The sequence below is a fragment of the uncultured Stenotrophomonas sp. genome, assembly GCF_945952405.1.
Classification (GTDB): domain Bacteria; phylum Pseudomonadota; class Gammaproteobacteria; order Xanthomonadales; family Xanthomonadaceae; genus Stenotrophomonas.
The window spans coordinates 27,827-51,273 of the sequence record NZ_CAMFIA010000022.1; the positions used below are offsets into that span (position 1 = coordinate 27,827).

Genomic DNA, 23,447 nt, shown 5'->3' on the forward strand with positions numbered 1-23,447 from the left:
AAACCCGCGCCGAAGCGCGGGTTCCGATGTCACAGCAGGTCGGCGCTGGATCAGCCGCGCAGCTGCTCCAGCGCGGCGTTGAAGGTTGCGCTCGGGCGCATCGCCTTGCTGGCCTTGGCCACGTCCGGACGGTAGTAGCCGCCGATGTCCACCGCCTTGCCCTGCACCGCGATCAGCTCGTCAACGATCTTCTGCTCGTTGTCGGTCAGCACCTTGGCCAGCGGCGCGAAGCGTGCCTTCAGCGCGGCGTCCTCGTCCTGCGCGGCCAGCGCCTGCGCCCAGTACAGCGCGATGTAGAAGTGGCTGCCACGGTTGTCGATGCCACCGAGCTTGCGCGACGGCGACTTGTCGTTGTCCAGGAACTGGCCGTTGGCTTCGTCCAGCGCCTTGGCCAGCACGCGGGCGGCCGCGTTGTCGTAGCGGTTGCCCAGGTGTTCCAGCGAAGCGGCCAGAGCCAGGAATTCACCCAGCGAATCCCAACGCAGGTAGTCCTCTTCGACGAACTGCTGCACGTGCTTCGGGGCCGAACCACCGGCACCGGTCTCGAACAGGCCGCCACCGGCCATCAGCGGCACGATCGACAGCATCTTGGCGCTGGTGCCCAGCTCCATGATCGGGAACAGGTCGGTCAGGTAGTCACGCAGCACGTTGCCGGTCACCGAGATGGTGTCTTCGCCCTTGCGGATGCGGGCCAGCGAGAACGCGGTGGCCTCCACCGGCGGCAGGATGCGGATGTCCAGGCCGTTGGTGTCGTGGTCCTTCAGGTACTGCTCGACCTTGGCGATGACCTGCGCGTCATGGGCGCGGGCGGCATCCAGCCAGAACACGGCCGGGGTGCTGCTCAGGCGCGCACGCTCCACTGCCAGCTTGACCCAGTCCTGGATCGGCGCGTCCTTGGTCTGGCACATGCGCCAGATGTCACCGGCCTCCACCGCATGCTCGAACACCACGTCGCCCGCCTCGTCGGTGACCTTGACCACGCCGTCGGCAGCGATCTGGAAGGTCTTGTCGTGCGAGCCGTATTCTTCGGCCTTCTGCGCCATCAGGCCGACGTTGGGCACCGAGCCCATGGTGGCCGGGTCGAAGGCACCGTGTGCCTTGCAGTCGTCGATCACCGCCTGGTAGACGCCGGCGTAGCAGCGGTCCGGAATGACGGCCTTGGTGTCCTGCAGCTTGCCTTCGGCATTCCACATCTTGCCGGAGTCGCGGATCATCGCCGGCATCGAGGCATCGACGATGACGTCGCTCGGCACATGCAGGTTGGTGATGCCCTTGTCCGAGTTGACCATCGCCAGCGCGGGGCGCTGCGCGTATTCGGCCTTGAGGTCGGCCTCGATGGCGGTGCGGGTGGCTTCCGGCAGCGACGGCAGGCGCGCGACCAGGTCACCGATGCCGTTGTTGGCATCGAAGCCGGCCTGCTTGATGGCATCGGCGTGCTTGGCCAGCACATCCTTGTAGAACTCCTCGACGACCACGCCGAACATGATCGGGTCGGAGACCTTCATCATGGTCGCCTTCAGGTGCAGCGAGAACAGCACGCCCTGGCTCCGGGCATCGGCGATCTGCGCTTCGATGAAGGTGGCCAGCGCCTTGCGGCTCATCACCGCGGCATCGACGATCTCACCGGCCTTGACCGCGGTCTTTTCCTTCAGCACGACGGTGCTGCCGTCGTTGCCATGCAGGGTGATCCTGAGCGAACCCGCGTTGGCCAGCGTTGCCGACTTCTCGCTGCCGTAGAAATCGCCAGCGTCCATGTGCGCGACGTGCGACTTCGAATCCGAGGCCCAGGCACCCATGCGGTGCGGGTGCTTGCGTGCGTAGTTCTTCACCGACAGCGGCGCGCGGCGATCGGAATTGCCTTCGCGCAGCACCGGGTTCACCGCACTGCCCTTGACCTTGTCGTAGCGCGCCTTGTAGTCGCGCTGCTGGTCGTCAGCCGGGGTTTCCGGGTAATCCGGCAGCGGGTAACCCTGGTCCTGCAGTTCCTTGATGGCCGCCTTCAACTGCGGCACCGAGGCGGAAATATTCGGCAGCTTGATGATGTTGGCGTCCGGGGTGGTCGCCAGCTGGCCCAGCTCGGCCAGGTCGTCGCTGACCTTCTGCGCATCGGCCAGCAGTTCCGGGAACTGCGACAGGATGCGGCCGGACAGCGAGATGTCGCGGGTTTCCACCACGATGCCGGCAGTGGCGGTGTAGGCATCGACGATCGGCAGCAGCGACTGGGTGGCCAGGAACGGGGCTTCGTCGGTCAGCGTGTAGAGGATCTTGGACATGGGGGACTTGGACTCTGTAGCAGTGCTCAGGGGAAGGCCGGCGCCAGCGCCGGGCCACGTGCAACCGTGTCGCGCGCGGGGCCATGCCCCGCGCTTTCCCCGTCGCCGTCAGGGTGGGCGCGCGGCGGGGAAACCCCTGCATTGTCGCGTTTTCAGCCGCGCGGGGCAAAGCCGCGCCATACGCGCGGGTACTGCATCCCGGCAACGCTGTGATCCATCCACGCCCTGCGTTGAGCAGGCCTGGCCTCTGCCCAATAAAAAAGGACGCAGCCTCGCGGCTGCGTCCATCGTGAGCCCTGCCGGGAGAGAGTCGGCAGGACTTACTTGACCTCGAACTCCTGCGGCGTTCCGGCCGCCTTGCCATCGACCATGACCTCGGCGCGGTACTTGCCGGCCGGCCAGCCCTTCGCATTCTTGAACGTGACGTTGGTGGTCTCCGCACCGCTGGCATTCAGGGTGGCGGTCTGTTCGCCCGCCACCTGGCCGTCCTGGAAGGTCAGCTTGGCGGCGACGCTGGTGTTGTTGGCGGTGCCATCGGTCTTGATCGAGACGATGACATCATCCTTCGGCGCGAACAGGGCGGCCGGAGCGACCGACTTGTCGGCGGCGGCGGTCTTGCCCACGGTCACGGCGGAGACACTGACCCCGGCGGCTTCCGCCATCGGCGGCGGTGCACCGGTCATCGGCGCCGGTGCGGCCGGCTCGGCCGGGGCGGTCGCAGCCGGAGCGGCGTTGCTGTCGGTCGACTCTTCCTTCTTCTTGCAACCGACCAGGGCAACGCTGCCCAGCAGGGCGGCGATCAGGGCGGTCTGGAGCGGGGTGGTCTTGATCATTCGGGGTTCCTCCCAGGGATTGTCGGACGGCGTTCGATCGCCGGCTTACTTCGGCGGCAGTTTCAGGGTCTGGCCCGGGAAGATCTTGTCCGGGTCGTCGAGCACATCGCGGTTGGCTTCGAAGATCTTCTTCCAGGCGTTGGCGTCGCCCAGGTGCTGCTTGGCGATCTTCGACAGCGAATCACCCTTCTGCACGGTGTAGGTGCCGCCGCCGACGATTTCAGCGGTGCTGTCCACCGAAGCGCTGACGCCGGAGAAGTCCGCCTTCGGCACCTGCTCGGCGGTACTGTCGACGCTGGCACTGACGCCGGAGAAATCGGCTTTCTTCTCGGTACTCATCCACAACTCCCGTCTGCATGACTACGTGGCTCGCACGGTGCCATGACGGTTGTTAAATGGGGATGGTGCAGATGTGAAGCCGCCCCGGGGGGCGGCTGAACAATCGAGGCGTGCAGGCGCCCACGAGTGCCGGCCGCTGGCCGGCAACCGCGAGGAATCTGCCCGCAGGCGCAGCCGGCCAGCGGCCGCCATTACCGCAACCGCCTGCGGCGGTTACTGGCGCAGTTCGCGGTAGGTTGCGGCCGGGGCGGCGATGCCGGGGCTGGCCCGCCACGGATTGATGTCCAGGCCGCCGCGGCGGGTATAGCGCGCCTCCACTTCCAGCCAGTGCGGCTGGCAGCGCGCGGACACCTCGCTGAAGATCCGTTCGACACACTGCTCATGGAACTCGGCGTGCTCGCGGTAGCTGACCAGGTACCGCAGCAGGCCGGCGCGGTCGATCTTCGGCCCGCGGTAACGCAGGCTGACCGTCGCCCAGTCCGGCTGGCCGGTCACCGGGCAGTTGGACTTCAACAGCGCCGAGACCAGCGTTTCCTCCACCACCTCGCCGGCATCGGCGGCAAGGAAGCCGGCCTGCGGCGGGCCATAGCAGTCGATGTCCAGCTCCAGCCCGTCGATCGACTCACCCAGTGGCGTCTCGCGCAGGCCCGGCAGGCCGAACTCGACCTGCACCGGCGCACCGGCGCAGGCCGACAGGTCGGCAACGATGCGCGTGCGCAGCGCCTCGGCGCTGTCGATGCGGGTGCTGTTGAGGGAATTGAGGTACAGCTTGAACGACTTCGATTCGATCAGCCGCGGCGAGGTGCACGGCACCTGCACGGTGGCGACGGCGACCTGCGGCTTGCCGCGCGGATCGAGCCAGCTCAGCTCGAAGGCATGCCAGCGGTCGTGGCCGACGAACGGCAGCGCGGCGTCATCGAGGCCGATCTCGGCGCGGGCGCCGCTGCGGGGGATGGGGAACAGCAGGCCGGGATCGTACTGCGACGGGTAACTGACCTCGCGACCGAGGCTGGAATCCTGTGGGGTGTTCATGCTGCTTATTGTATCGCGGCGGGGGCAGGCCTTCGGCCTGCGCGGCCAACGGCGGAGCCCCTCCGTGGTGGTTCAGGGCAGTATCTCGGGGTCGGCCGGGAGGGTGGGTTGGCTGGGGGCCGCTGCAAGTACGTCCATGTAAGCTCGGTCGCCGCATCCATGCGGCTCACGCCCCCAGCCAACCCACCCTCCCGGCCACGGACAATTTCCCGCGCCACCACGGAAAAGATCAGGAAAATCAAGATCAAAAGCAGAAACCGATCCTTCAGAAATTCCTGATATCCGCCATCCACGCCAGCGTGTCGACCAAGGTCGACACCTACCAACAGCCGCGTGAACCTGTCGGGGGCGGGGCGGTGTGGGCCTGCAGGACCGTTGGCGCCATGGATGGCGCCATCGAGCCCCCATGGACGGGTTTACGGCGTGTCCTGCAGGCCCACACTGCCCCGCCCAACCAGCAGAAATCCAGCACTGCTTTTGCCGTTGACCTTGCCCTTGCTTCGGCGGGTGCAGGGCGCAGCCCTGCCGCAAACCCTCACCCCGCCGGGGTGCCGGCGCCGTGCAGGTAATCCAGGCTCACCTGCAGCAGCGCACGCAGGCCCACGTCCAGTGCCTTTTCATCCAGCAGGAACTTCGGTGAATGGTTGGCCGGTGCCGTCGCCGGATCGATGCCGACGCGGGTGGAGCCCACGAAGAAGAACATGCCCGGCACCTCCTTCGCGTACAGCGAGAAGTCCTCCGCGCCCATCTGCAACGGCGGCTCGTACACGTTGTCCTTGCCTACCACCGCCTGCAGGCTCGGCAGCATCTTCGCCGTCAGCGCCGGATCATTCACCGTGGCCGGGTTGCCTTCCGACTCGTAGATGTCGGTCACCGCCTTCGCCCCGTGCGCGGCGGCCGTGTGTTCGGCCACGTTGCGCAGGTCGGCGAAGATCTGCTGACGCATGCCTTCGTCGAAGGTGCGGATGGTGCCGACCATTTCCACTTCGTCGGGAATGATGTTGTAGCGGATGCCACCGTTGATCGCACCGAAGGTCAGCACCGCCGGTTGCTTGGACAGGTTGGCGCGGCGGCTGACGATGGTCTGCGCGGTGCCGACCAGATCGGCGGTGGCAACGATTGGATCAACGCCGTTCCACGGTGCCGAGCCGTGCGTCTGGCGACCGATCACCTTGATACCGAAACGGTCCGAAGCCGCCATCAGCGGGCCGCCGCGCACCGCGATCTGCCCCGCCTGCACGCTGGAGAACACATGCAGTCCGAACACGGCCTCGGGCTTGAAATCGGCGAACAGCCCTTCCTTCAGCATCAAGGCGGCACCGCCCTCTTCCGGCGGCGGCGCTCCTTCCTCGGCCGGCTGGAAGATCAGCATCACCTGGCCCGGCAGGTCCTTCTTCATCGATACCAGCGCTTCAGCCACCCCGAGCAGGGTGGCGGTGTGCGCGTCATGACCACAGGCATGCATCACGCCCACGGTCTGGCCGCGGTACTGGTCGGTGGCCTTGGAGGCGAACGGCAGGCCGGTCTGCTCGGTCACCGGCAGTGCATCCATGTCCGCGCGCAGGGCGATCTTCGGGCCCGGCTTGCCGCCTTCGATGATCGCCACCACGCCGTGGTGGGCAATGCCGGTCTTCGGCTTCAGGCCCATCGCGCGCAGGCGCTTGGCGACCTCGGCCGAGGTGCGCGCCTCGCGGTTGGACAACTCCGGATGCTGGTGGAAATCACGCCGCCATTCGACCACCCGCGCCTGCAGCCGCTGTGCGGCGGCGGTCACTTCCGGACGTTCCCCGTCCTGGGCGTGGGCAAGGGCCGGCAGGGCCAGCAGCAGGGCGGACAGCAGCAGCGAACGGCGCATCGCAATCTCCACGGCAAAGGGTTCCAGCTGAATGTAGGGCAACACTGCGGCCACGGGAACCTCCGCGGCTGGATCCGGTCTTAGCGCCCGTCCCATCCGTCATGCAGGAAACGTGATGTGGCACAGGTATGCTTTGCGCATTGCCCCCGGGGTCCCGCCCGGTCCAGCCCTCTTGGAGTCCTCGTAATGTCACGTGTTTGGAAGATCGTGCTGCTGGTCGTGGCGGTACTGGTGCTGGCCGTGGTCGGCCTGCGCGTCATCGGCGGAGGCAAGGACAAGGCTGGAAAACCCGCTGCAGGCGCGCGCCAGGGCGGCGAAGACCCGGATGCAGGCCCGGTCCCGGTGACCGTGGTCGACGCCACGCGCCAGGACGTGCCGGTGTATGCCAGCGCACTGGGCACGGTGACCGCGATGAACACTGTTACGGTCAGTCCGCAGGTCGGCGGCCAGTTGATGAGCCTGAATTTCCGCGAAGGCCAGGAAGTGAAGCAGGGCGATGTGCTGGCGGTGATCGATCCGCGCACCGCGCAGGCCAGCTATGACCAGGCTGCGGCGGCCAAGCGCCAGAACGAGGCGCTGCTGGCCACCGCACGCTCCAACTTCCAGCGCTCGAACGCGCCGGAGTATCGCCAGTACGTCGCCAAGACCGATCTGGATACACAACGAAACCAAGTGGCACAGTACGAAAGCGCAGTGGCCGCCAACGAGGCCAGCATGCGTTCGGCGCAGGTGCAGCTGCAGTACACCAAGGTCACCGCACCGATCTCCGGCATTGCCGGCATCCGTGCGGTCGACGCCGGCAACGTGGTCAACGCCGGCACCGCGCTGGTCACCCTGACCCAGATCCATCCGATCCACGTGCTGTTCAACCTGCCCGAGCGCCAGCTCGGCGATGTGCGCCAGGCGCAGGCCGCCGGCACGGTGCCGGTGGCAGCGCTGGACCGCGCCGATTCGCATGTGCTGTCCGGCGACGGCAAGCTCGACGTGGTCGACAACCTGATCAGCGCCGACAGCGGCACGTTCAAGGCACGCGCCCTGTTCGACAACACCGACAACGGCCTGTGGCCGGGCCAGTTCGTCAACGTGCGCATGCAGCTGCGCACCATCGGCGGCGGCGTGGTGATCCCGACCCAGGCGGTGCTGCGTGGCCCGGACGGCGAATACGTCTATGTGGTGCAGGGCGACAACACGGTGAAGATGCAGACCGTGCGCAGCGGCGTGGAAGTCGGCGACAGCCAGGTGCAGATCGCCGAAGGCCTGAAGGGCGGCGAGCGCGTGGTCAGCGAGGGCCAGTTCCGCCTGAAGCCGGGCAGCAAGGTCACCGCGCTGAAGCCGGGCGAGACCCCGGCCGCGCCGACCGAGGCCGAACTGAAGGCCGCCGAGCAGAAGAACGCGGGCGGCGGTGGCCGTCGTGGTGGTGGCCCGCGCTGAGCGCAGGCCACTGACCCTCCCCGCGCCGGCATCCCTGCCGGCGCCGACATTGAAGTGCCAGCAAGGATCAGTCCGTGGGCTTTTCGACGATCTTCATCCGCCGCCCGATCGCCACCTCGCTGTTGATGGCGGGCCTGTTGCTGCTCGGCATCCTCGGTTACCGCAAGCTGCCGGTGTCGGCGCTGCCGGAAATCGATGCCCCCAGCCTGGTGGTCACCACCCAGTACCCCGGCGCCAACGCCACCACCATGGCCTCGCTGGTCACCACGCCACTGGAGCGCCAGTTCGGGCAGATCTCCGGGCTGGAACTGATGACCTCCGACTCGTCGGCCGGGTTGTCGACGATCATCCTGCAGTTCTCGATGGACCGCGACATCGACATTGCCGCGCAGGACGTGCAGGCGGCGATCCGCCAGGCCACCCTGCCCTCGTCGCTGCCATACCAGCCGGTCTACAACCGGGTGAACCCGGCCGATGCGGCCATCGTCACCCTCAAGCTGACCTCCGACACGCGCCCGCTGCGCGACGTCAACAACTACGCCGACTCGATCCTGGCCCAGCGCCTGTCACAGGTGCAGGGCGTGGGCCTGGTCTCGATCGCCGGCAACGTGCGCCCGGCCGTGCGCATCCAGGTCAACCCGGCGCAGCTGTCGAACATGGGCCTGACCCTGGAACAGCTGCGCAGCGCGCTGACCCAGGCCAACGTCAACGCACCCAAGGGCTCGTTGAACGGCAAGACCCAGTCCTACAGCATCGGCACCAACGACCAGCTGGCCAGCGCCGCCGAGTACCGCGACACCATCATCAGCTACAAGAACGGCCGCCCGGTGCGGCTGTCGGACGTGGCCGAGGTGGTCGATGGCGTGGAGAACGACCAGCTGGCCGCCTGGGCCGATGGCAAGCCGGCGGTGCTGCTGGAAGTGCGCCGCCAGCCCGGCGCCAACATCGTGCAGACCGTCGAGCGCATCCGCGCGATTTTGCCGCAGCTGCAGGGCGTGCTGCCGGCCGACGTGCACCTGGAGATCTTCAACGACCGCACCGAGACCATCCGCGCATCGGTGCATGAAGTGCAGTTCACCCTGATCCTCACCATCGGCCTGGTGGTGGCGGTGATCTTCGTGTTCCTGCGCCGCCTGTGGGCCACGATCATTCCCTCGGTGGCGGTGCCGCTGTCGCTGGCCGGCACCTTCGCGGTGATGGCCTTCGCCGGCATGTCGCTGGACAACCTTTCGCTGATGGCGCTGGTGGTCGCCACCGGCTTCGTGGTCGACGATGCGATCGTGATGATCGAGAACATCGTGCGCTACATCGAGCAGGGCAAGAGCGGCAAGGAAGCGGCCGAGATCGGTGCGCGCCAGATCGGCTTCACCGTGCTGTCGCTGACCGTCTCGCTGGTGGCGGTGTTCCTGCCGCTGCTGTTGATGCCCGGCGTCACCGGCCGCCTGTTCCACGAGTTCGCGTGGGTGCTGAGCATCGCGGTGGTGCTGTCGATGCTGATCTCGCTGACGCTCACTCCGATGATGTGCGCCTACCTGCTCAAGCCCGATGCCCTGCCCGAGGGCGAGGATGCGCATGAGCGTGCGGCCGCCGCCGGCAAGCAGAACCTGTGGACGCGCACCGTCGGCCTGTACGAGCACAGCCTGGACTGGGTGCTCGGCCACCAGCGCCTGACCCTGGCCGTGGCCGCAGGCGCGCTGGTGCTGACCGTGCTGCTGTACGTGCTGATTCCCAAGGGCCTGCTGCCCGAGCAGGACACCGGCCTGATCACCGGCGTGGTCCAGGCTGACCAGAACATCGCGTTCCCGCAGATGGAGCAGCGCACCAAGCAGGTCGCCGAAGCACTGCGCAAGGACCCGGACGTGACCGGCGTGTCCGCCTTCATCGGCGCCGGCAGCATGAATCCCACGCTCAACCAGGGCCAGCTGTCGATCGTGCTGAAGGAGCGCAGCCAGCGCGACGGGCTGGAGCAGATCCTACCCCGCCTGCAGAACGCGGTGGCCGGCATTCCGGGCGTTGCGCTGTACCTGAAGCCGGTGCAGGACGTGACCCTGGATACCCGCGTGGCCGCCACCGAGTACCAGTATTCGCTGTCGGACGTGGACAGTGATGAAGTGGCCCGCCAGGCCACGCGCCTGACCGATGCGCTGCGCAAGCGCCCGGAACTGGCCGATGTCGACAACAACCTGTCCAACCAGGGCCGCGCCCTGGAGCTGAACATCGACCGCGACAAGGCCAGCGTGCTGGGCGTGCCGATGCAGACCATCGACGACACGCTCTACGATGCGTTCGGCCAGCGCCAGATCTCGACCATCTTCACCGAGCTCAACCAGTACCGCGTGGTGCTGGAAGTGGCGCCGGAGTTCCGCACCAGCACCGCACTGATGGAGCAGCTGGCGGTCGCCTCCAACGGTGCCGGCGCACTGACCGGCACCAATGCCACCAGCTTCGGCCAGGTCACCTCGTCCAACTCGTCGACCGCCACCGGCATCGGCGCGCAGAACACCGGCATCACGGTCGGTGCCGGCAACATCATCCCGCTGTCGGCGCTGGCCGAGGGCAAGGTCAGCAGCGCCCCCCTGGTGGTCAGCCACCAGCAGCAGCTGCCAGCGGTGACGGTCTCGTTCAACGTGGCACCGGGCTATTCGCTGTCCGAAGCCGTGCGCGCGATCCAGGAAACCAAGGACAGCCTGGACATGCCGAGCCACCTGCATGCCGAGTTCATCGGCAAGGCGGCCGAGTTCACCGGCAGCCAGACCGACGTGGTGTGGCTGCTGCTGGCTTCGCTGGTGGTGATCTACATCGTGCTGGGCGTGCTGTACGAAAGCTACATCCACCCGATCACGATCATCTCCACGCTGCCGCCGGCTGGCGTCGGCGCGCTGCTGGCGCTGATGCTGTGCGGGCTGAGCCTGTCGGTGGACGGCATCGTCGGCATCGTGCTGCTGATCGGCATCGTCAAGAAGAACGGCATCATGATGGTGGACTTCGCGATCGAGGCACGCCGTGCCGGTGCCAATGCGCATGAAGCGATCCGCCGCGCCTGCCTGCTGCGCTTCCGCCCGATCATGATGACCACCGCCGCGGCCATGCTCGGCGCGCTGCCGCTGGCACTGGGCACCGGCATCGGCTCGGAACTGCGCCGACCGCTCGGCATCGCCATTGTCGGCGGCCTGCTGTTGTCGCAGCTGGTGACCCTGTACACCACGCCGGTGATCTACCTGTACATGGAGCGCTTCTCCGAATGGCTGGCGCGCCGCCGCGAACAGCGCGCCCTGCGCAATGGTTCGCTGCAGGAGCCGCAGGCATGATTCCCGCCCCGCTGCTGCGGGGGGCCGCACGATGAACCTGTCCGGTCCCTTCATCCGCCGTCCGATCGGCACCGCCCTGCTGGCCATCGGCCTGTTCATGGTCGGCCTGATCTGCTACCTGCGCCTGGGCGTATCGGCGCTGCCGAACATCGAGATCCCGGTGATCTTCGTGCACGCCAGCCAGTCCGGTGCCGATGCGGCGACCATGGCCTCCACCGTCACTGCGCCGCTGGAACGCCATCTCGGCCAGCTGCCCGGCATCGATCGCATGCGCTCGTCGAGCTCGGAAGGCAGCTCGCTGGTGTTCATGATCTTCCAGAGCGGCCACAACATCGATTCGGCCGCGCTCGACGTACAGACCGCGATCAACTCGGCGCAGGCCGACCTGCCCTCGGGCATGGGCTCGCCGATGTACCAGAAGGCGAACCCGAACGACGATCCGGTGATCGCCATCGCGCTGACGTCGCAGACGCAGTCGGCCGATGAACTGTACAACGTGGCCGACTCGCTGCTGGCGCAGCGCATCCGCCAGATCAGCGGCGTGGCCTCGGTCGACATCGCTGGCGCCTCGACGCCGGCGGTGCGCGTGGACGTCAACCTGCGGCTGATGAATGCACTGGGGTTGACCGCCGATGACCTGCGCAACGCGGTGCGCGCCGCCAACGTGACCTCGCCGACCGGCTTCCTCAGCGACGGCAACACCACCACGGCGATCATCGCCAACGATTCGGTGGCACGCGCCGCCGATTTCGCCGACCTGGTGGTCAAGACCCAGGGCGATGGCCGGGTGATCCGCCTGAAGGACATCGCCAACGTCTACGACGGCCAGCAGGACGCCTACCAGGCGGCCTGGTTCGACCACAAGCCGGCGGTGGTGATGTATGTGTTCACCCGCGCCGGCGCCAACATCGTGGAGACCGTGGACCGGGTCAAGGCCCAGATCCCGACCCTGCGCGACTACCTGCAGCCGGGCACCACGCTGACCCCCTACTTCGACCGCACCCCGACCATCCGCTCGTCGCTGCATGAAGTACAGATCACCCTGCTGATCAGCCTGGCGATGGTGGTGCTGACCATGGCGTTGTTCCTGCGCCGGCTGGCGCCGACGCTGATCGCCGCAGTGACCGTGCCGCTGTCGCTGGCCGGTGCGGCGCTGGTGATGTACGTGATGGGCTTCACCCTGAACAACCTGAGCCTGCTGGCGCTGGTGATCGCGATCGGCTTCGTGGTCGACGATGCGATCGTGGTGATCGAGAACATCATGCGCCACCTCGACGAGGGCATGCCACGGATGCAGGCGGCACTGACCGGTGCGCGCGAGATCGGCTTCACCATCGTTTCGATCACCGCCTCGCTGGTGGCGGTGTTCATTCCGCTGCTGTTCGCCAGCGGCATGATGGGTGCGTTCTTCCGCGAGTTCACCGTTACCCTGGTGGCCGCCATCGTGGTCTCGATGATCGTCTCACTGACGCTGACCCCGGCGCTCTGCAGCCGCTTCCTCAGCGCCCATGACCACAGCGCACCGCCGTCGCGGTTCGGCCGCTGGCTCGATGCCGGCCATGAACGCATGCTGCGCGTCTACACCCTGTTCCTCGACTTCTCGCTGCGCCATGCGCTGCTGATGTCGTTGACCCCGTTGATCCTGATCGGCGTCACCGTCTTCCTGTTCGGCGCGGTGAAGAAGGGCGCGTTCCCGCCGCAGGACACCGGCCTGATCTGGGGCCGCGCCAACTCCAGTGCCACCGTCTCCTTCGAGGACATGGTCGCCCGCCAGCGCCGCATCACCGACATGCTGATGGCCGATCCAGCGGTGAAGACCGTGGGCGTTCGCCTTGGCAGCGGCCGCCAGGGCTCCAGCGCGCAGTTCAACATCGAGTTGAAGTCGCGCAGCGACGGCCGCCGCGAAACCACCGCGCATGCGCTGGCGCGGCTGAGTGCCAAGGCCGACCGCTACCCGGACCTGCAGCTGCGCCTGCGTGCGATCCAGGACCTGCCCAGCAATGACGGCGGCGGCTCCAGCCAGGGCGCGCAGTACCGCATCTCGCTGCAGGGCAATGACCTTGCGGCGCTGCAGGAATGGCTGCCCAAGCTGCAGGCGGAGCTGAAGAAGAACCCGAAGCTGCGCGACGTCGGCACCGACGTGGACAATGCAGGCCTGCGCCAGAACATCCAGATCGACCGTGCCAAGGCCGCGCGGCTGGGCATCACCGTCGGCGCCATCGACGGCGCGCTGTACGGTGCGTTCGGCCAGCGCCAGATCTCGACCATCTACTCGGACATCAACCAGTACAGCGTGGTGGTCAACGCCCTGCCCTCGCAGACCGCCACGCCGGCGGCCCTCGATGAGGTGTATGTACGCGCACGCAGCGGCGACATGGTGCCGATCACCGCGGTGGCCACCCAGGTGCCCGGCCTGGCGCCGTCGCAGATCACCCACGAGAACCAGTACACGACGATGGACCTCAGCTACAACCTGGCGCCCAACGTCAGCATGGGCGAGGCCAAGGCGATCATCGATGCGACCGTGGCCGGCATGCGCATGCCGGGTGACATCCGCCTGGCCGATGACGCCGGCTTCGGGTTCAATTCCGATCCCAGCGACATGCTGATCCTGGTGCTGGCGGCGATCCTGACCGTGTACCTGGTGCTGGGCATGCTCTACGAGAGCCTGATCCACCCGGTCACCATCCTGTCCACACTGCCGGCGGCGGGCGTCGGCGCGCTGCTGGCCCTGTTCGGGACCAATACCGAGTTGTCGGTGATCTCGATGATCGCGCTGGTGTTGTTGATCGGCATCGTCAAGAAGAACGCGATCATGATGATCGACTTCGCCCTGGTGGCACAGCGCGAACACGGGCTGGCACCGCGCGACGCCGCCCGTGAGGCCAGCATCGTGCGCTTCCGCCCGATCATGATGACCACGATGGTGGCGATCCTGGCGGCGGTGCCGCTGGCGATCGGCCTGGGTGAGGGCTCCGAGCTGCGCCGTCCGCTCGGCATCGCCATGATCGGCGGCCTGCTGTTCTCGCAGAGCCTGACCCTGCTCAGCACGCCGGCGTTGTACGTGATCTTCTCCTGCCTCGCCGAACGCTGGCGCGCCCGCCGCGCGCGCCGACGCGAAGCGAAACTGCTCAAGCGCGCACAGCGCGCCTGAGGGTGGCTGGCCAAGGGGCTGCCTGAGGTGGCTGCGGACCGTTGGTCCGCACGCCGGCCCCCTATTTCACGCGACGCCCGCAATAATGGAGGCCACTCCTCCCCTCGAGCCTGCATGTCCGCCCGCGAATCCCGCCTCAGCCGCCTGTGGGCCCACGAGAAGGCCAGTTATGGCCTGCGGGTATTCATCGCCCTGACCGCGGCGCTTGCCGTGTGCTGGCAGCTGGACGCACTGCCGGCCCTGCCCGGCGTGTTCCTCGGCATCATCGCCAGCGCCATCGCCGAAACCGACGACAACTGGTGGGGCCGGACCAAGGCGGTGCTGCTGTCGCTGCTGTGCTTCTGCATCGCCGCGGCCTCGGTGATCTGGCTGTTCCCGTGGCCGTGGATCTTCATCGCTGCGCTGGCGCTGTCGACCTTTGCCCTGACCCTGCTCGGCGCGCTCGGCGAGCGCTATGCGTCGATCGCCCAGGCCACGGTGACGCTCGCGATCTACACCATGATCGGCCTGGAGCAGCACGGCGCCAGCGACCTGCACAGCGCGCTGGACGCGGTCAGCCACCTGCTGGCCGGTGCCGCCTGGTACGGCCTGCTGTCGATCCTGTGGACCGCGCTGTTCGCCAACCGGCCGGTGCGCGAGCGGGTGGCCCGGCTGTACCTGGAACTGGGCCGCTACCTGCAGCTGAAAGCCGCGCTGTTCGAACCGGTGCGCGAGGCCGACCTGCAGCGCCGCCAGCTTGACCTGGCCGAGCAGAACCGGCGCGTGGTCGGCGCCCTGAACGAAGCCAAGACCGCGATCCTGGCCCGCTTCGGCCGCTCCGGGCGCCCCGGCGTGAACTCCGGCCTGTACCTGCGGCTGTACTACATGGCACAGGATTTCCATGAGCGCGCCAGCTCCTCGCACTACCCATACGGCGCGCTGGTGGACGCCTTCTTCCACAGCGACGTGCTGTACCGCTGCCAGCGCCTGCTCGACCTGCAGGGCCAGGCCTGCGCGCGGCTGGGCGAGGCGATCCGCCTGCGCCGCCCGTTCGTGTATGGCGAGAGCAACCAGCAGGCCGGGCGCGACCTGGCCGATGCACTGGCCTACCTGCGCGACCAGCAGCGGCCGCAATGGCAACGCCTGCTCGGCTCGCTGGACCTGCTGGTGCACAACCTGCGCAGCATCGAGCGCCGCCTGCTGGATGCCGAGCGCTCCGAGGCCAGCCTCGACAACGTCGATACCCGCCTGCGCGACAGCAATCCACACACCCTGCGCGAGATGGGCGTGCGCCTGCGCCAGCAGCTGACGCCCGGCTCGGTGCTGTTCCGCCACGGCCTGCGCATGGCCCTGGCCCTGATTGCCGGCTTTGCGGCGATCCGGCTGTTCAATGCGCAGAACGGCTCGTGGGTGCTGTTGACCATCGTGTTCGTGTGCCGGCCCAATTTCGGCGCCACCCGCCAGCGCCTGGCGCAACGCATCGTCGGCACCGTGGCCGGCCTCGTGCTCACCTGGGCGCTGCTGCAACTGTTCCCGCAGCTGCATGTGCAGCTGCTCATCGCATTGCTGTCGGCGCTGCTGTTCTTCTTCACCCGGACCGACCGATACCTGGTGGCATCGGCGGCGATCACGGTGATGGCGCTGACCTGCTTCAACCTGATCGGCGACGGCTTCGTGCTGATCGTGCCGCGCATGGTCGATACGCTGCTGGGCTGTGCGATCGCCGCCGCTGCCGCGTTCCTGATCCTGCCCGACTGGCAGGGCCGCCAGCTGCACCGGGTGCTGGCACGCGTGCTGGACACCGCCGCGCGCTACCTGGACTCGGTACTGGGCCAGTACCGCAGCGGCATGCGCGACGACCTGGCGTACCGCATCGCCCGCCGCGACATGCACAACGCCGACGCCGCACTGTCCACTGCGCTGTCCAACATGCTGCGCGAACCCGGCCACGTCCGCCGCAACCTCGATGCCGGCTTCCATTTCCTGGCGTTGTCCAACACCCTGCTCGGCCATCTGTCGGCGCTCGGCGCGCACCGCGACCAGGTGGACAGCTATGCCGGCGATCCGCTGGCGCTGGCGGCCGGTGAACGGGTGCGCAAGGCGCTGCAGCAGCTGGCCACGGCGCTGAGCGCACGGCAGCCGGTCGCGGAAGACCACAACGACGCCGACCGTGCGGTGGCGGCCGAGCTGGAACAGATCGACGATGCGATGCCGCCGAAGCTGCAGTTGATCCGCACCCAGATGGCGCTGGTGCTGCGGCTGCTGCCCAAGGTGCGCGCCGCGGCCAATGAGGCAGTGCGCAGCCTGACGTGAATTGCCTGCTTCGACGGCGTGGGTCCGGCAGTCACCGGGGCAGTGTGATGGCTGCAACATCGCGTTGCATCCGGCGCTGCATTCCGATCACCTGAGCGCGGGGATACTGGCCCATCCCCGCCCCGGATCCTCCCCCATGAAGATCGAACTCAGTGGCCGCACCGCGCTGGTCACCGCCTCCACCGCCGGCATCGGCCTCGCCATTGCCCAGGGCCTGGCCGAGGCCGGTGCGCGGGTCATCGTCAATGGCCGCAGCACCGCCAGCGTCGAACGCGCCCGCCAGCACCTGCTCGCCGCCGTACCCGGGGCCGACGTGCTCGGCGTCGCCGCTGACCTGTCTGACGCCAGCGGTGCCGAAACGCTGCTGGCCGCCCTGCCCAGGGTCGACATCCTGGTCAACAACGCCGGCATCTTCGGCCCCGAAGACTTCTTCGAAACCGATGATGCGACCTGGGAACGCTATTGGCAGACCAACGTGATGTCCGGCGTGCGGCTGTCGCGTGCACTGCTGCCGGCGATGGTCCAGGCCGGCTGGGGCCGCGTGCTGTTCATCTCCTCGGAATCGGCGCGCAACATTCCGGCCGACATGATCCATTACGGGGTCAGCAAGACCGCACAGCTGTCGCTGTCGCGTGGCCTGGCCAAGCGCGTGGCCGGCAGCGGGGTCACCGTCAACGCGGTACTGCCCGGCCCGACCCTGTCCGATGGCTTCGCCGCGATGTTCGAAGATGAACGCCAGCGCAGTGGCAAGCCGCTGGAACAGATCGGCCGCGAGTTCGTGATGGCGCATCGGCCGTCTTCGCTGATCCAGCGCACTGCCACGGTCGAGGAAGTAGCGAACATGGTGGTGTACCTGGCTTCGCCGCAGGCTTCGGCCACGTCGGGCGCTGCGCTGCGCGTGGATGGCGGCGTGGTCGACGATATCGTCTGAGGCCTTTCAATGTGTGCGGACCCACGGTCCGCACCCACAGCAGATGGGCAGGAATGCTAGGCTGCGCCGGTCAAGGAGGCTCCATGTCCGGTCACAACCAGTTCGCCCTGCTGCGCCAGCGCCGTTTCCTGCCGTTCTTCGTGGTCCAGGCGCTGGGTGCGTTCAACGACAACGTGTACCGGCAGGCGATCATCAGCATGCTGCTGTTCATGGCCGTGCCAGAGGAAGAACTGGGCCTGTACGCCACGCTGGCACCGGCCATCTTCATCCTGCCCTACTTCCTGTTCTCGGCACTGGCCGGGCAGATTGCCGACAAGCTGGAGAAATCGCGGCTGATCGTGATCACCACCACCATGGAGATCGTGATCATGTCGCTGGCGGCCACCGGCTTCCTCACCCAGAGCCTGCCGGTGCTGCTGGTCGCGCTGTTCTGCACCGGCATGCAGTCGACCCTGTTCGGCCCGGTGAAGTATTCGGTGCTGCCGTCGGTACTCAAGCCCGAAGAGCTGACCGGTGGCAATGGCCTGGTCGAGATGGGCACCTCGATGTCGATCCTGTCCGGCATGATCGTCGGCGGCCTGGTGTTCACCGTGGCCGGCAGCCACGGCACGGTGGTGGCGGCGTGCGCGATCATCGGCCTGGCGATCTGCGGCAACATCGCCGCACGGCTGATTCCCAAGGTCGATGCCGGCGACCCGGGCCTGAAGATCAACTGGAACCCGCTGCCCGAATCGCTGGCGGTACTGCGCATGGCGCGCCAGCAGAAGGCGGTGCGCAACGCGATCCTGGGCGTGTCCTGGTTCTGGTTCGTCGGCACCGTGCTGACCTCGCAGCTACCGGCCTACGCGGTGACCAACCTGGGCGGTGAACCGACCCTCTACATCTTCGCCCTGGCCCTGTTCTCGGTCGGCACCGGCATCGGCTCGCTGCTGTGCGAGAAGCTGTCGGCGCGCACGGTGGAGATCGGCCTGGTGCCGCTGGGCGCGTTCGGCATGACCGCGTTCCTGCTCGACCTGTACTTCGCCCGCAGTGGCGAGGCCAGCGTGCATGGGCTGACCATCGGCCCATTCCTGCAGCAGCCCGGCAGCATCCGCATCGTCATCGATCTGGTCGGCATCGGCCTGTTCACCGGCATCTTCGTGGTGCCGTTGTTCGCGCTGATCCAGAGCCGTACGCCGAAAGCACAGATGTCGCGCGTGTTCGCCGCGCTGAACATCCAGAATTCCGGCTTCATCGTCGCTGCGGCGCTGTTGTCGCTGGCCGCGCACAAGCTGCTGCACTGGACCATTCCACAGCAGTTCCTGGCCTTGGCCATCGCCAACGCGCTGGTGGCGATCTACATCTTCACCATCGTTCCCGAATTCCTGATGCGCTTCCTCAGCTGGCTGATGGTGCGCACCCTGTACCGGTTGCGCCCGCACGGCATCGAGGCCAACGTGCCCGACGAAGGCGCGGCGCTGCTGGTCTGCAACCACGTCAGCTACATGGATGCACTGATCCTGTCGGCGACGATCCCGCGCCCGGTGCGTTTCGTCATGTACTACAAGATCTTCAACATCCCGGTGATGCGCTGGATCTTCCGCACCGCCAAGGCGATCCCGATCGCTGGCGCGCGCGAAGACCCGGCACTGATGCAGCGTGCCTTCGACGAGATCGACGCGGCGCTGGCCGAGGGCGAACTGGTCTGCATCTTCCCCGAAGGTGCGCTGACCCGCGATGGGCAGATGGCGCCGTTCAAGTCCGGCGTCGAGAAGATCCTCGAGCGACGCCCGGTCCCGGTGGTACCGATGGCGCTGCGCGGGATGTGGTCGAGCATGTGGAGCCGGCGCGACAGCCGTCTTGGCCGCATGCGCGTGCCGCGCCGATTCCGTGCGACCGTCGAGGTGGTGGCGGCACCGGCGGTGGATGGCCATGCCTCCACCGCGCCGCTGCTGGAGGCCCAGGTACGGGCCCTGCGGGGCGATCACGCCTGACGCAGACCGGCTCGCCAGGCGGGCCGGGCGACCTCCCCACATACGCCACCGTCAAGTGGCGAATACGACCTGTCGTGTCTGTAAACGCATACATGCAACGCTGGTTGCGGTAGATTACGCACCCACAGGGGGGAGGTCCGGCCGATTCATCGTCGCCGGCCACCAAGGAATGGAGTCTCGCTTTGAATCAACCACCACCGCTCAGCCGTCCGGTCTACATCCCCAACCATCTGGTCTGGGCGATCCTGACGACGCTGTTCTGCTGCCTGCCGTTGGGCGTGGTGTCGATCGTCTATGCCTCCCAGGTCGATGGCCGCCGCGCGGCCGGCGACTTGCCCGGGGCTTACAGCGCGTCGCGCAAGGCGGGCTGGTGGGCGGTGGCTTCGGCCGTGGCCCTGCCGGTCCTGTTGCTGTTGTGGTTCGGGCTGTTCGGCGGCTTGGCCGTACTGGGCGCTCTTTCCGACCAATGATTCACCACCACCACCCATCAAGGAGCTTGAACCCATGAATACCGCTACTCCGCAGGTCCCGAACAACCTGGTCTGGGCCATCCTGACCACCCTGTTCTGCTGCCTGCCGGCCGGCATCGTGTCGATCGTCTACGCCGCCCAGGTCAACGGCAAGCTGGCTGCCGGCGACATCGCCGGTGCCCAGGACTCCGCCGCCAAGGCCAAGAAGTGGGCCATCTGGTCGGCCATCGCCTGGGCCGTGGTGGTCGTGCTGTACGTGCTGTTCTTCGTTGTGCTCGGCGGCATGGGCGCGATGAGCAACAGCGGCTACTGATACGCCTGGACGGATCCGGCGCATGCGCCGGATCCGTTGTTGCATGTCCACGCTTCCCGCTCGTTCCCGACTCGCCCGCTGGGCGCCGCTGCTGGTTTCTGCCGGCCTGGCCGCCGGTGCCACGGTGGTGCTGTGCAACGTCAATCCGTATGTGGCCGGCAATCCGCTGCCGAGCTGCCCGCTGTACGCGCTGACCGGCCTGTACTGCCCGGGCTGTGGCAGCACGCGCTGCCTGTATTCGCTGATCCACTTCGACCTGCCGGGCGCGATGGCGATGAACCCGCTGCTGGTGATCAGCCTGCCGTTCCTGCTGCTGATGCTGCTGAACATCGCCGGCATCCGCCCGCGCGTGCTCGACCCGCTGATGCGGGTACTGGCCAATCCCACGTTCTGGCTCTGGGTGCTGCCCGGCTATGCGCTGCTGCGCAACCTGCCGTGGTCACCGTTCACCGCGCTGGCTCCGGTCTAGGTTTCCGGCCAACGGCGCAGCCCCTCGTGGCGGGCGACCTTTGAAGGCAAAAGCCTGGGGGTTGGCCGGGCGGTTCCGTGTGCGTCCGCCACGGAAAAGAAAAAGAAGATCAAAAGCGGAAGCGGATCGCTTCGCTGCGCTTGCTCGGAGCCGAGCATGGCTCGGCTCTACAGAACATCCGTCACCGGGAAACTGTCGGGGGTGGGGCTGCAAACCCTGCAATACAACTACGTCACCCAGCCTGCGATCACCAGCAGTGCGAGGATGGCCAGCCACAGCAGCAGCATCCGCCACACCAGGCTCATCGCGTCACGCAGGTCCGGCAACCGCTGCCACACCGGCAACAGTCCCGCCTCGGTGTAATCGTGCGCGTCTTCGCGCAGCTCGGCGTTGACGCTGGCCCGCGCCACCGCGCCGAGAAAACCGATGTTCGCCGCCAGGCGCTCGCCATGGGCCTGGCGCCAGGCCTTCCAGGCCGTATCGAAGTTGCCCACCAGCGCCATCGAGAATGCCATCAGCTGGGCCACCGGCCACTCGATCCAGCCCAGCAGTCGCTGCGCCAGCGCCAGCGGCTCCACCGGCACGCGGGCACGCATCGGGCTTTCCGCCATCAGTGCCAGCAGCCGGTAACCCAGCGCACCGGCCGGGCCCAGCAGCAGGAACCAGAACAGCACCGCGAACCAGCGCCGCAGCGCGTTGAGCACGGTCGCTTCAACCAGCGACGGCACGTCCTCGCGCAGGCTGCCCCCGGCCGCCTGCAGGTTGCGTACCGCGGCCTGCCGTGTGGCCGCGTCGTCGGCATCGATGATCGCCTCGATATCGCGGTCCAGATCCCGCGGCCCCCAGCACCAGGCCAATACCGCCACACCCAGCAGCAGCGACGGCAGGCCGAACAGCACCCCGCGCAGCAACCAGGCCAGCAATGCCATCAGCAGCACCGGCGGCAGCAGCGCCAGCGCCACGCCCGCAGGCCCCTGCCAGGCCTTGCCGCCCCGCGCATCCAGCCAGCCCAGCCAACGCCGGAAGCCGTCGAAACGGCGCAGCGAGGCGGCAGCGGCCGGGGCGACATGGCCCAGGGCCAGTGCCACCAGCACGGCGGCCAGAGTGGTGAACATGGCAGGTCTCCCTACGAAACAGAACGCTCGGCGTCGCTACCTTACCTGTCGCAGCGGTGCTCTCAGCGGTGAACCGCACTGTAACCCGGGCCGTGTTCAGGTGGCGGCAATACAGGCGCTGCGGGCGACCCGGCTCAACCCTTCTGCTGCCGGTACCAGTGTTCGATCAGGCCGCGCGAGATCGAGATCGGCGGCGACAGGCGGATGCCCTGGCCATCGTCCTCGGTATCGCGCGCCAGCGCGGCACCCACCTCTTCGGCGCTGAACCAGCGCGCATCTTCCAGCTCACCATCCACGCTCGGCAGGTCGTCGTGTGCCTGCGCACGGAAGCCGACCATCAGCGCGCCCGGGAACGGCCACGGCTGCGACCCGAGGTATTGGCAGGCGGTCACCCGCACCTTGCTTTCCTCATGGACCTCGCGCACCACGGTCTGCTCGAAGGTCTCGCCGGGTTCGACGAATCCGGCCAGCACCGAGTAGCGCCGCGGTGCCCAGTTCGACTGCCGGCCGAGCAGCAGCCGGCCCTGGTTCTCCACCGCCACGATCACCGCCGGATCCACCCGCGGATAGTGTTCGGTGGCGCATTGCGCGCAGCGGCCGACAAAGCCGCCACGGGCAAATGCCACGGCACCGCCACATACGCCGCAGAAGCGCGTGCGCGAATGCCAGTAGGACATGCCGCGGGCGTAGCTGAAGGCGGTGGCATCGGCCATTGGCCACAGCAGTGCGGCCTGGCGCAGGTCGAGGCGGCGTGGCGCGGTGACCGTCACGTTGGCGGCTTCGACCGAGAACCAGGCCTGCTCGCCACGCAGGCCGAGGAAGATCGCGGCACCGGGGCCACCGCCGATGTCGGCGCCGGTCAGCGCCAGCGGCTGGTCGTCATCGCCGGTGAAGGCGCTGCCGTCCTGGTCGAGCACGAGAATGCGCGCGCCCGGCCACAGGCGCGCCAATGCATCGGCATCCTCGCGCAGGGCATCGGCGCGCTCCAGCGGTTCGCCAACGAAGGCGAAACCGGAAAGCGGCGAAGGAGTATTGGGCATCCGGCAAGCGTGCCGCCAATCGCTGCGGGTGGCAAGGTCGGCGCTGTGCGCACTCTGCCGTTGTGGGCGTGCAGGTACAGCATCCACGCATGGCGTACAGGCACAGCATGCACGCATGGCGTGCAGGTACAGCATCCACGCATGGCGCGCAGGTACAGCATCCACGCATGGCGTGGATCTACTGGGGTGCCAACCCTGGTTGGCACCTCCCGGCCACAAGGGCTTTTACATGCTGAAGCTGCTGCCGCAGCCGCAGGTGGTCTTCGCGTTCGGGTTGCGGATCACGAACTGCGCACCGGTCAGGCTTTCGGTGTAGTCCACCTCGGCGCCCATCAGGTACTGCAGGCTCAGCGGGTCGACCAGCAGGGTCACCCCGCTGGTCTGCACCGCCAGGTCATCCTCGGCACGGTTCTCGTCGAACTCGAACCCGTACTGGAAACCCGAACAGCCACCCCCTTCGATGTACACGCGCAGGGCCAGGTCGGGGTTGCCCTCTTCCTGGATCAGGGATTTGACCTTGGCGGCCGCCGACTCGGTGAAGTTCAGCGGGCGCTCCAGCGACTGGTAATCGGGCGCGGCAACCGGGGTGGCGCCGGGCAGGGAGACTAGCGTGCTCATG

17 protein-coding genes are annotated in these 23,447 nt (G+C 67.5%); 9 read left to right on the forward strand and 8 right to left on the reverse strand.

What is annotated here, in order from left to right; all coding sequences use genetic code 11:
• Window positions 1-50 precede the first annotated feature (50 nt).
• The 5 genes from Q0P60_RS17615 to Q0P60_RS17635 form a co-directional block, all read right to left on the reverse strand.
• On the reverse strand, window positions 51-2,273 hold the full coding sequence (locus Q0P60_RS17615; protein ID WP_294996596.1) for an NADP-dependent isocitrate dehydrogenase: 2,223 nt from the start codon (window positions 2,271-2,273) through the stop codon (window positions 51-53).
• Window positions 2,274-2,593: 320 nt separating this feature from the next.
• Window positions 2,594-3,106 (reverse strand): hypothetical protein, encoded by a 513-nt coding sequence (locus Q0P60_RS17620; protein WP_294996599.1) that lies wholly within the window; start codon window positions 3,104-3,106, stop codon window positions 2,594-2,596.
• 45 nt (window positions 3,107-3,151) lie between these two features.
• Window positions 3,152-3,445 (reverse strand): LysM peptidoglycan-binding domain-containing protein, encoded by a 294-nt coding sequence (locus Q0P60_RS17625; RefSeq protein WP_294996602.1) that lies wholly within the window; start codon window positions 3,443-3,445, stop codon window positions 3,152-3,154.
• Window positions 3,446-3,658: 213 nt separating this feature from the next.
• Window positions 3,659-4,477, reverse strand: a complete 819-nt coding sequence (gene queF / locus Q0P60_RS17630; RefSeq protein ID WP_294996605.1) for an NADPH-dependent 7-cyano-7-deazaguanine reductase QueF — start codon at window positions 4,475-4,477, stop codon at window positions 3,659-3,661.
• A 535-nt stretch (window positions 4,478-5,012) separates the two neighbouring features.
• Window positions 5,013-6,332, reverse strand: a complete 1,320-nt coding sequence (locus Q0P60_RS17635) for a M20 family metallopeptidase (protein WP_294996608.1) — start codon at window positions 6,330-6,332, stop codon at window positions 5,013-5,015.
• Window positions 6,333-6,518: 186 nt separating this feature from the next.
• Here Q0P60_RS17635 and Q0P60_RS17640 point away from each other — a divergent pair, with 186 nt between their 5' ends.
• The 9 genes from Q0P60_RS17640 to Q0P60_RS17680 all read left to right on the forward strand — a co-directional run bounded on the left by Q0P60_RS17640 (window position 6,519) and on the right by Q0P60_RS17680 (window position 20,673).
• Window positions 6,519-7,763: an efflux RND transporter periplasmic adaptor subunit gene (locus Q0P60_RS17640; protein WP_294996611.1), complete on the forward strand. Its 1,245-nt coding sequence runs from the start codon at window positions 6,519-6,521 to the stop codon at window positions 7,761-7,763.
• Between the two features lie 74 nt (window positions 7,764-7,837).
• Window positions 7,838-11,071, forward strand: coding sequence for an efflux RND transporter permease subunit (locus Q0P60_RS17645; protein ID WP_294996614.1), 3,234 nt, complete (start codon window positions 7,838-7,840; stop codon window positions 11,069-11,071).
• A 31-nt stretch (window positions 11,072-11,102) separates the two neighbouring features.
• Window positions 11,103-14,225 carry an efflux RND transporter permease subunit gene (locus tag Q0P60_RS17650; protein ID WP_294996617.1) on the forward strand — a complete coding sequence of 1,041 codons (3,123 nt, stop codon included), beginning with the start codon at window positions 11,103-11,105 and terminating at the stop codon, window positions 14,223-14,225.
• Window positions 14,226-14,339: 114 nt separating this feature from the next.
• Complete coding sequence (yccS, locus tag Q0P60_RS17655; RefSeq protein WP_294996620.1) at window positions 14,340-16,517, forward strand: YccS family putative transporter; 2,178 nt, start codon at window positions 14,340-14,342, stop codon at window positions 16,515-16,517.
• A 136-nt stretch (window positions 16,518-16,653) separates the two neighbouring features.
• Complete coding sequence (locus tag Q0P60_RS17660) at window positions 16,654-17,448, forward strand: SDR family oxidoreductase (RefSeq protein WP_294996623.1); 795 nt, start codon at window positions 16,654-16,656, stop codon at window positions 17,446-17,448.
• An 83-nt stretch (window positions 17,449-17,531) separates the two neighbouring features.
• Window positions 17,532-19,421 carry an MFS transporter gene (locus Q0P60_RS17665; protein ID WP_294996626.1) on the forward strand — a complete coding sequence of 630 codons (1,890 nt, stop codon included), beginning with the start codon at window positions 17,532-17,534 and terminating at the stop codon, window positions 19,419-19,421.
• A 182-nt stretch (window positions 19,422-19,603) separates the two neighbouring features.
• Window positions 19,604-19,891, forward strand: coding sequence for a CD225/dispanin family protein (locus Q0P60_RS17670; RefSeq protein WP_005419784.1), 288 nt, complete (start codon window positions 19,604-19,606; stop codon window positions 19,889-19,891).
• Window positions 19,892-19,925: 34 nt separating this feature from the next.
• Complete coding sequence (locus Q0P60_RS17675; RefSeq protein ID WP_019661492.1) at window positions 19,926-20,204, forward strand: CD225/dispanin family protein; 279 nt, start codon at window positions 19,926-19,928, stop codon at window positions 20,202-20,204.
• Between the two features lie 43 nt (window positions 20,205-20,247).
• A complete protein-coding gene (locus Q0P60_RS17680; RefSeq protein WP_294996631.1) occupies window positions 20,248-20,673 on the forward strand; it encodes a DUF2752 domain-containing protein in 426 nt (141 codons plus the stop codon).
• A 227-nt stretch (window positions 20,674-20,900) separates the two neighbouring features.
• On the opposite strand, the gene ampE is transcribed toward Q0P60_RS17680, so the two are convergent.
• The 3 genes from ampE to erpA form a co-directional block, all read right to left on the reverse strand.
• Window positions 20,901-21,788, reverse strand: a complete 888-nt coding sequence (ampE, locus tag Q0P60_RS17685) for a regulatory signaling modulator protein AmpE (protein ID WP_294996634.1) — start codon at window positions 21,786-21,788, stop codon at window positions 20,901-20,903.
• A gap of 134 nt (window positions 21,789-21,922) precedes the next feature.
• On the reverse strand, window positions 21,923-22,828 hold the full coding sequence (nudC, locus tag Q0P60_RS17690; protein WP_294996637.1) for an NAD(+) diphosphatase: 906 nt from the start codon (window positions 22,826-22,828) through the stop codon (window positions 21,923-21,925).
• 225 nt (window positions 22,829-23,053) lie between these two features.
• Complete coding sequence (erpA, locus tag Q0P60_RS17695; protein ID WP_005419789.1) at window positions 23,054-23,446, reverse strand: iron-sulfur cluster insertion protein ErpA; 393 nt, start codon at window positions 23,444-23,446, stop codon at window positions 23,054-23,056.
• Window position 23,447: the final 1 nt, after the last annotated feature.

Coding starts and splice junctions, on each gene's coding strand:
- Q0P60_RS17615 (WP_294996596.1), bottom strand. CDS start 2,273: ATGTCCAAGATCCTCTACACGCTGACCGACGAAGCCCCGTTCCTGGCC.
- Q0P60_RS17620 (WP_294996599.1), bottom strand. CDS start 3,106: ATGATCAAGACCACCCCGCTCCAGACCGCCCTGATCGCCGCCCTGCTG.
- Q0P60_RS17625 (WP_294996602.1), bottom strand. CDS start 3,445: ATGAGTACCGAGAAGAAAGCCGATTTCTCCGGCGTCAGTGCCAGCGTC.
- queF (WP_294996605.1), bottom strand. CDS start 4,477: ATGAACACCCCACAGGATTCCAGCCTCGGTCGCGAGGTCAGTTACCCG.
- Q0P60_RS17635 (WP_294996608.1), bottom strand. CDS start 6,332: ATGCGCCGTTCGCTGCTGCTGTCCGCCCTGCTGCTGGCCCTGCCGGCC.
- Q0P60_RS17640 (WP_294996611.1), top strand. CDS start 6,519: ATGTCACGTGTTTGGAAGATCGTGCTGCTGGTCGTGGCGGTACTGGTG.
- Q0P60_RS17650 (WP_294996617.1), top strand. CDS start 11,103: ATGAACCTGTCCGGTCCCTTCATCCGCCGTCCGATCGGCACCGCCCTG.
- yccS (WP_294996620.1), top strand. CDS start 14,340: ATGTCCGCCCGCGAATCCCGCCTCAGCCGCCTGTGGGCCCACGAGAAG.
- Q0P60_RS17660 (WP_294996623.1), top strand. CDS start 16,654: ATGAAGATCGAACTCAGTGGCCGCACCGCGCTGGTCACCGCCTCCACC.
- Q0P60_RS17665 (WP_294996626.1), top strand. CDS start 17,532: ATGTCCGGTCACAACCAGTTCGCCCTGCTGCGCCAGCGCCGTTTCCTG.
- Q0P60_RS17675 (WP_019661492.1), top strand. CDS start 19,926: ATGAATACCGCTACTCCGCAGGTCCCGAACAACCTGGTCTGGGCCATC.
- Q0P60_RS17680 (WP_294996631.1), top strand. CDS start 20,248: ATGTCCACGCTTCCCGCTCGTTCCCGACTCGCCCGCTGGGCGCCGCTG.
- ampE (WP_294996634.1), bottom strand. CDS start 21,788: ATGTTCACCACTCTGGCCGCCGTGCTGGTGGCACTGGCCCTGGGCCAT.
- nudC (WP_294996637.1), bottom strand. CDS start 22,828: ATGCCCAATACTCCTTCGCCGCTTTCCGGTTTCGCCTTCGTTGGCGAA.
- erpA (WP_005419789.1), bottom strand. CDS start 23,446: ATGAGCACGCTAGTCTCCCTGCCCGGCGCCACCCCGGTTGCCGCGCCC.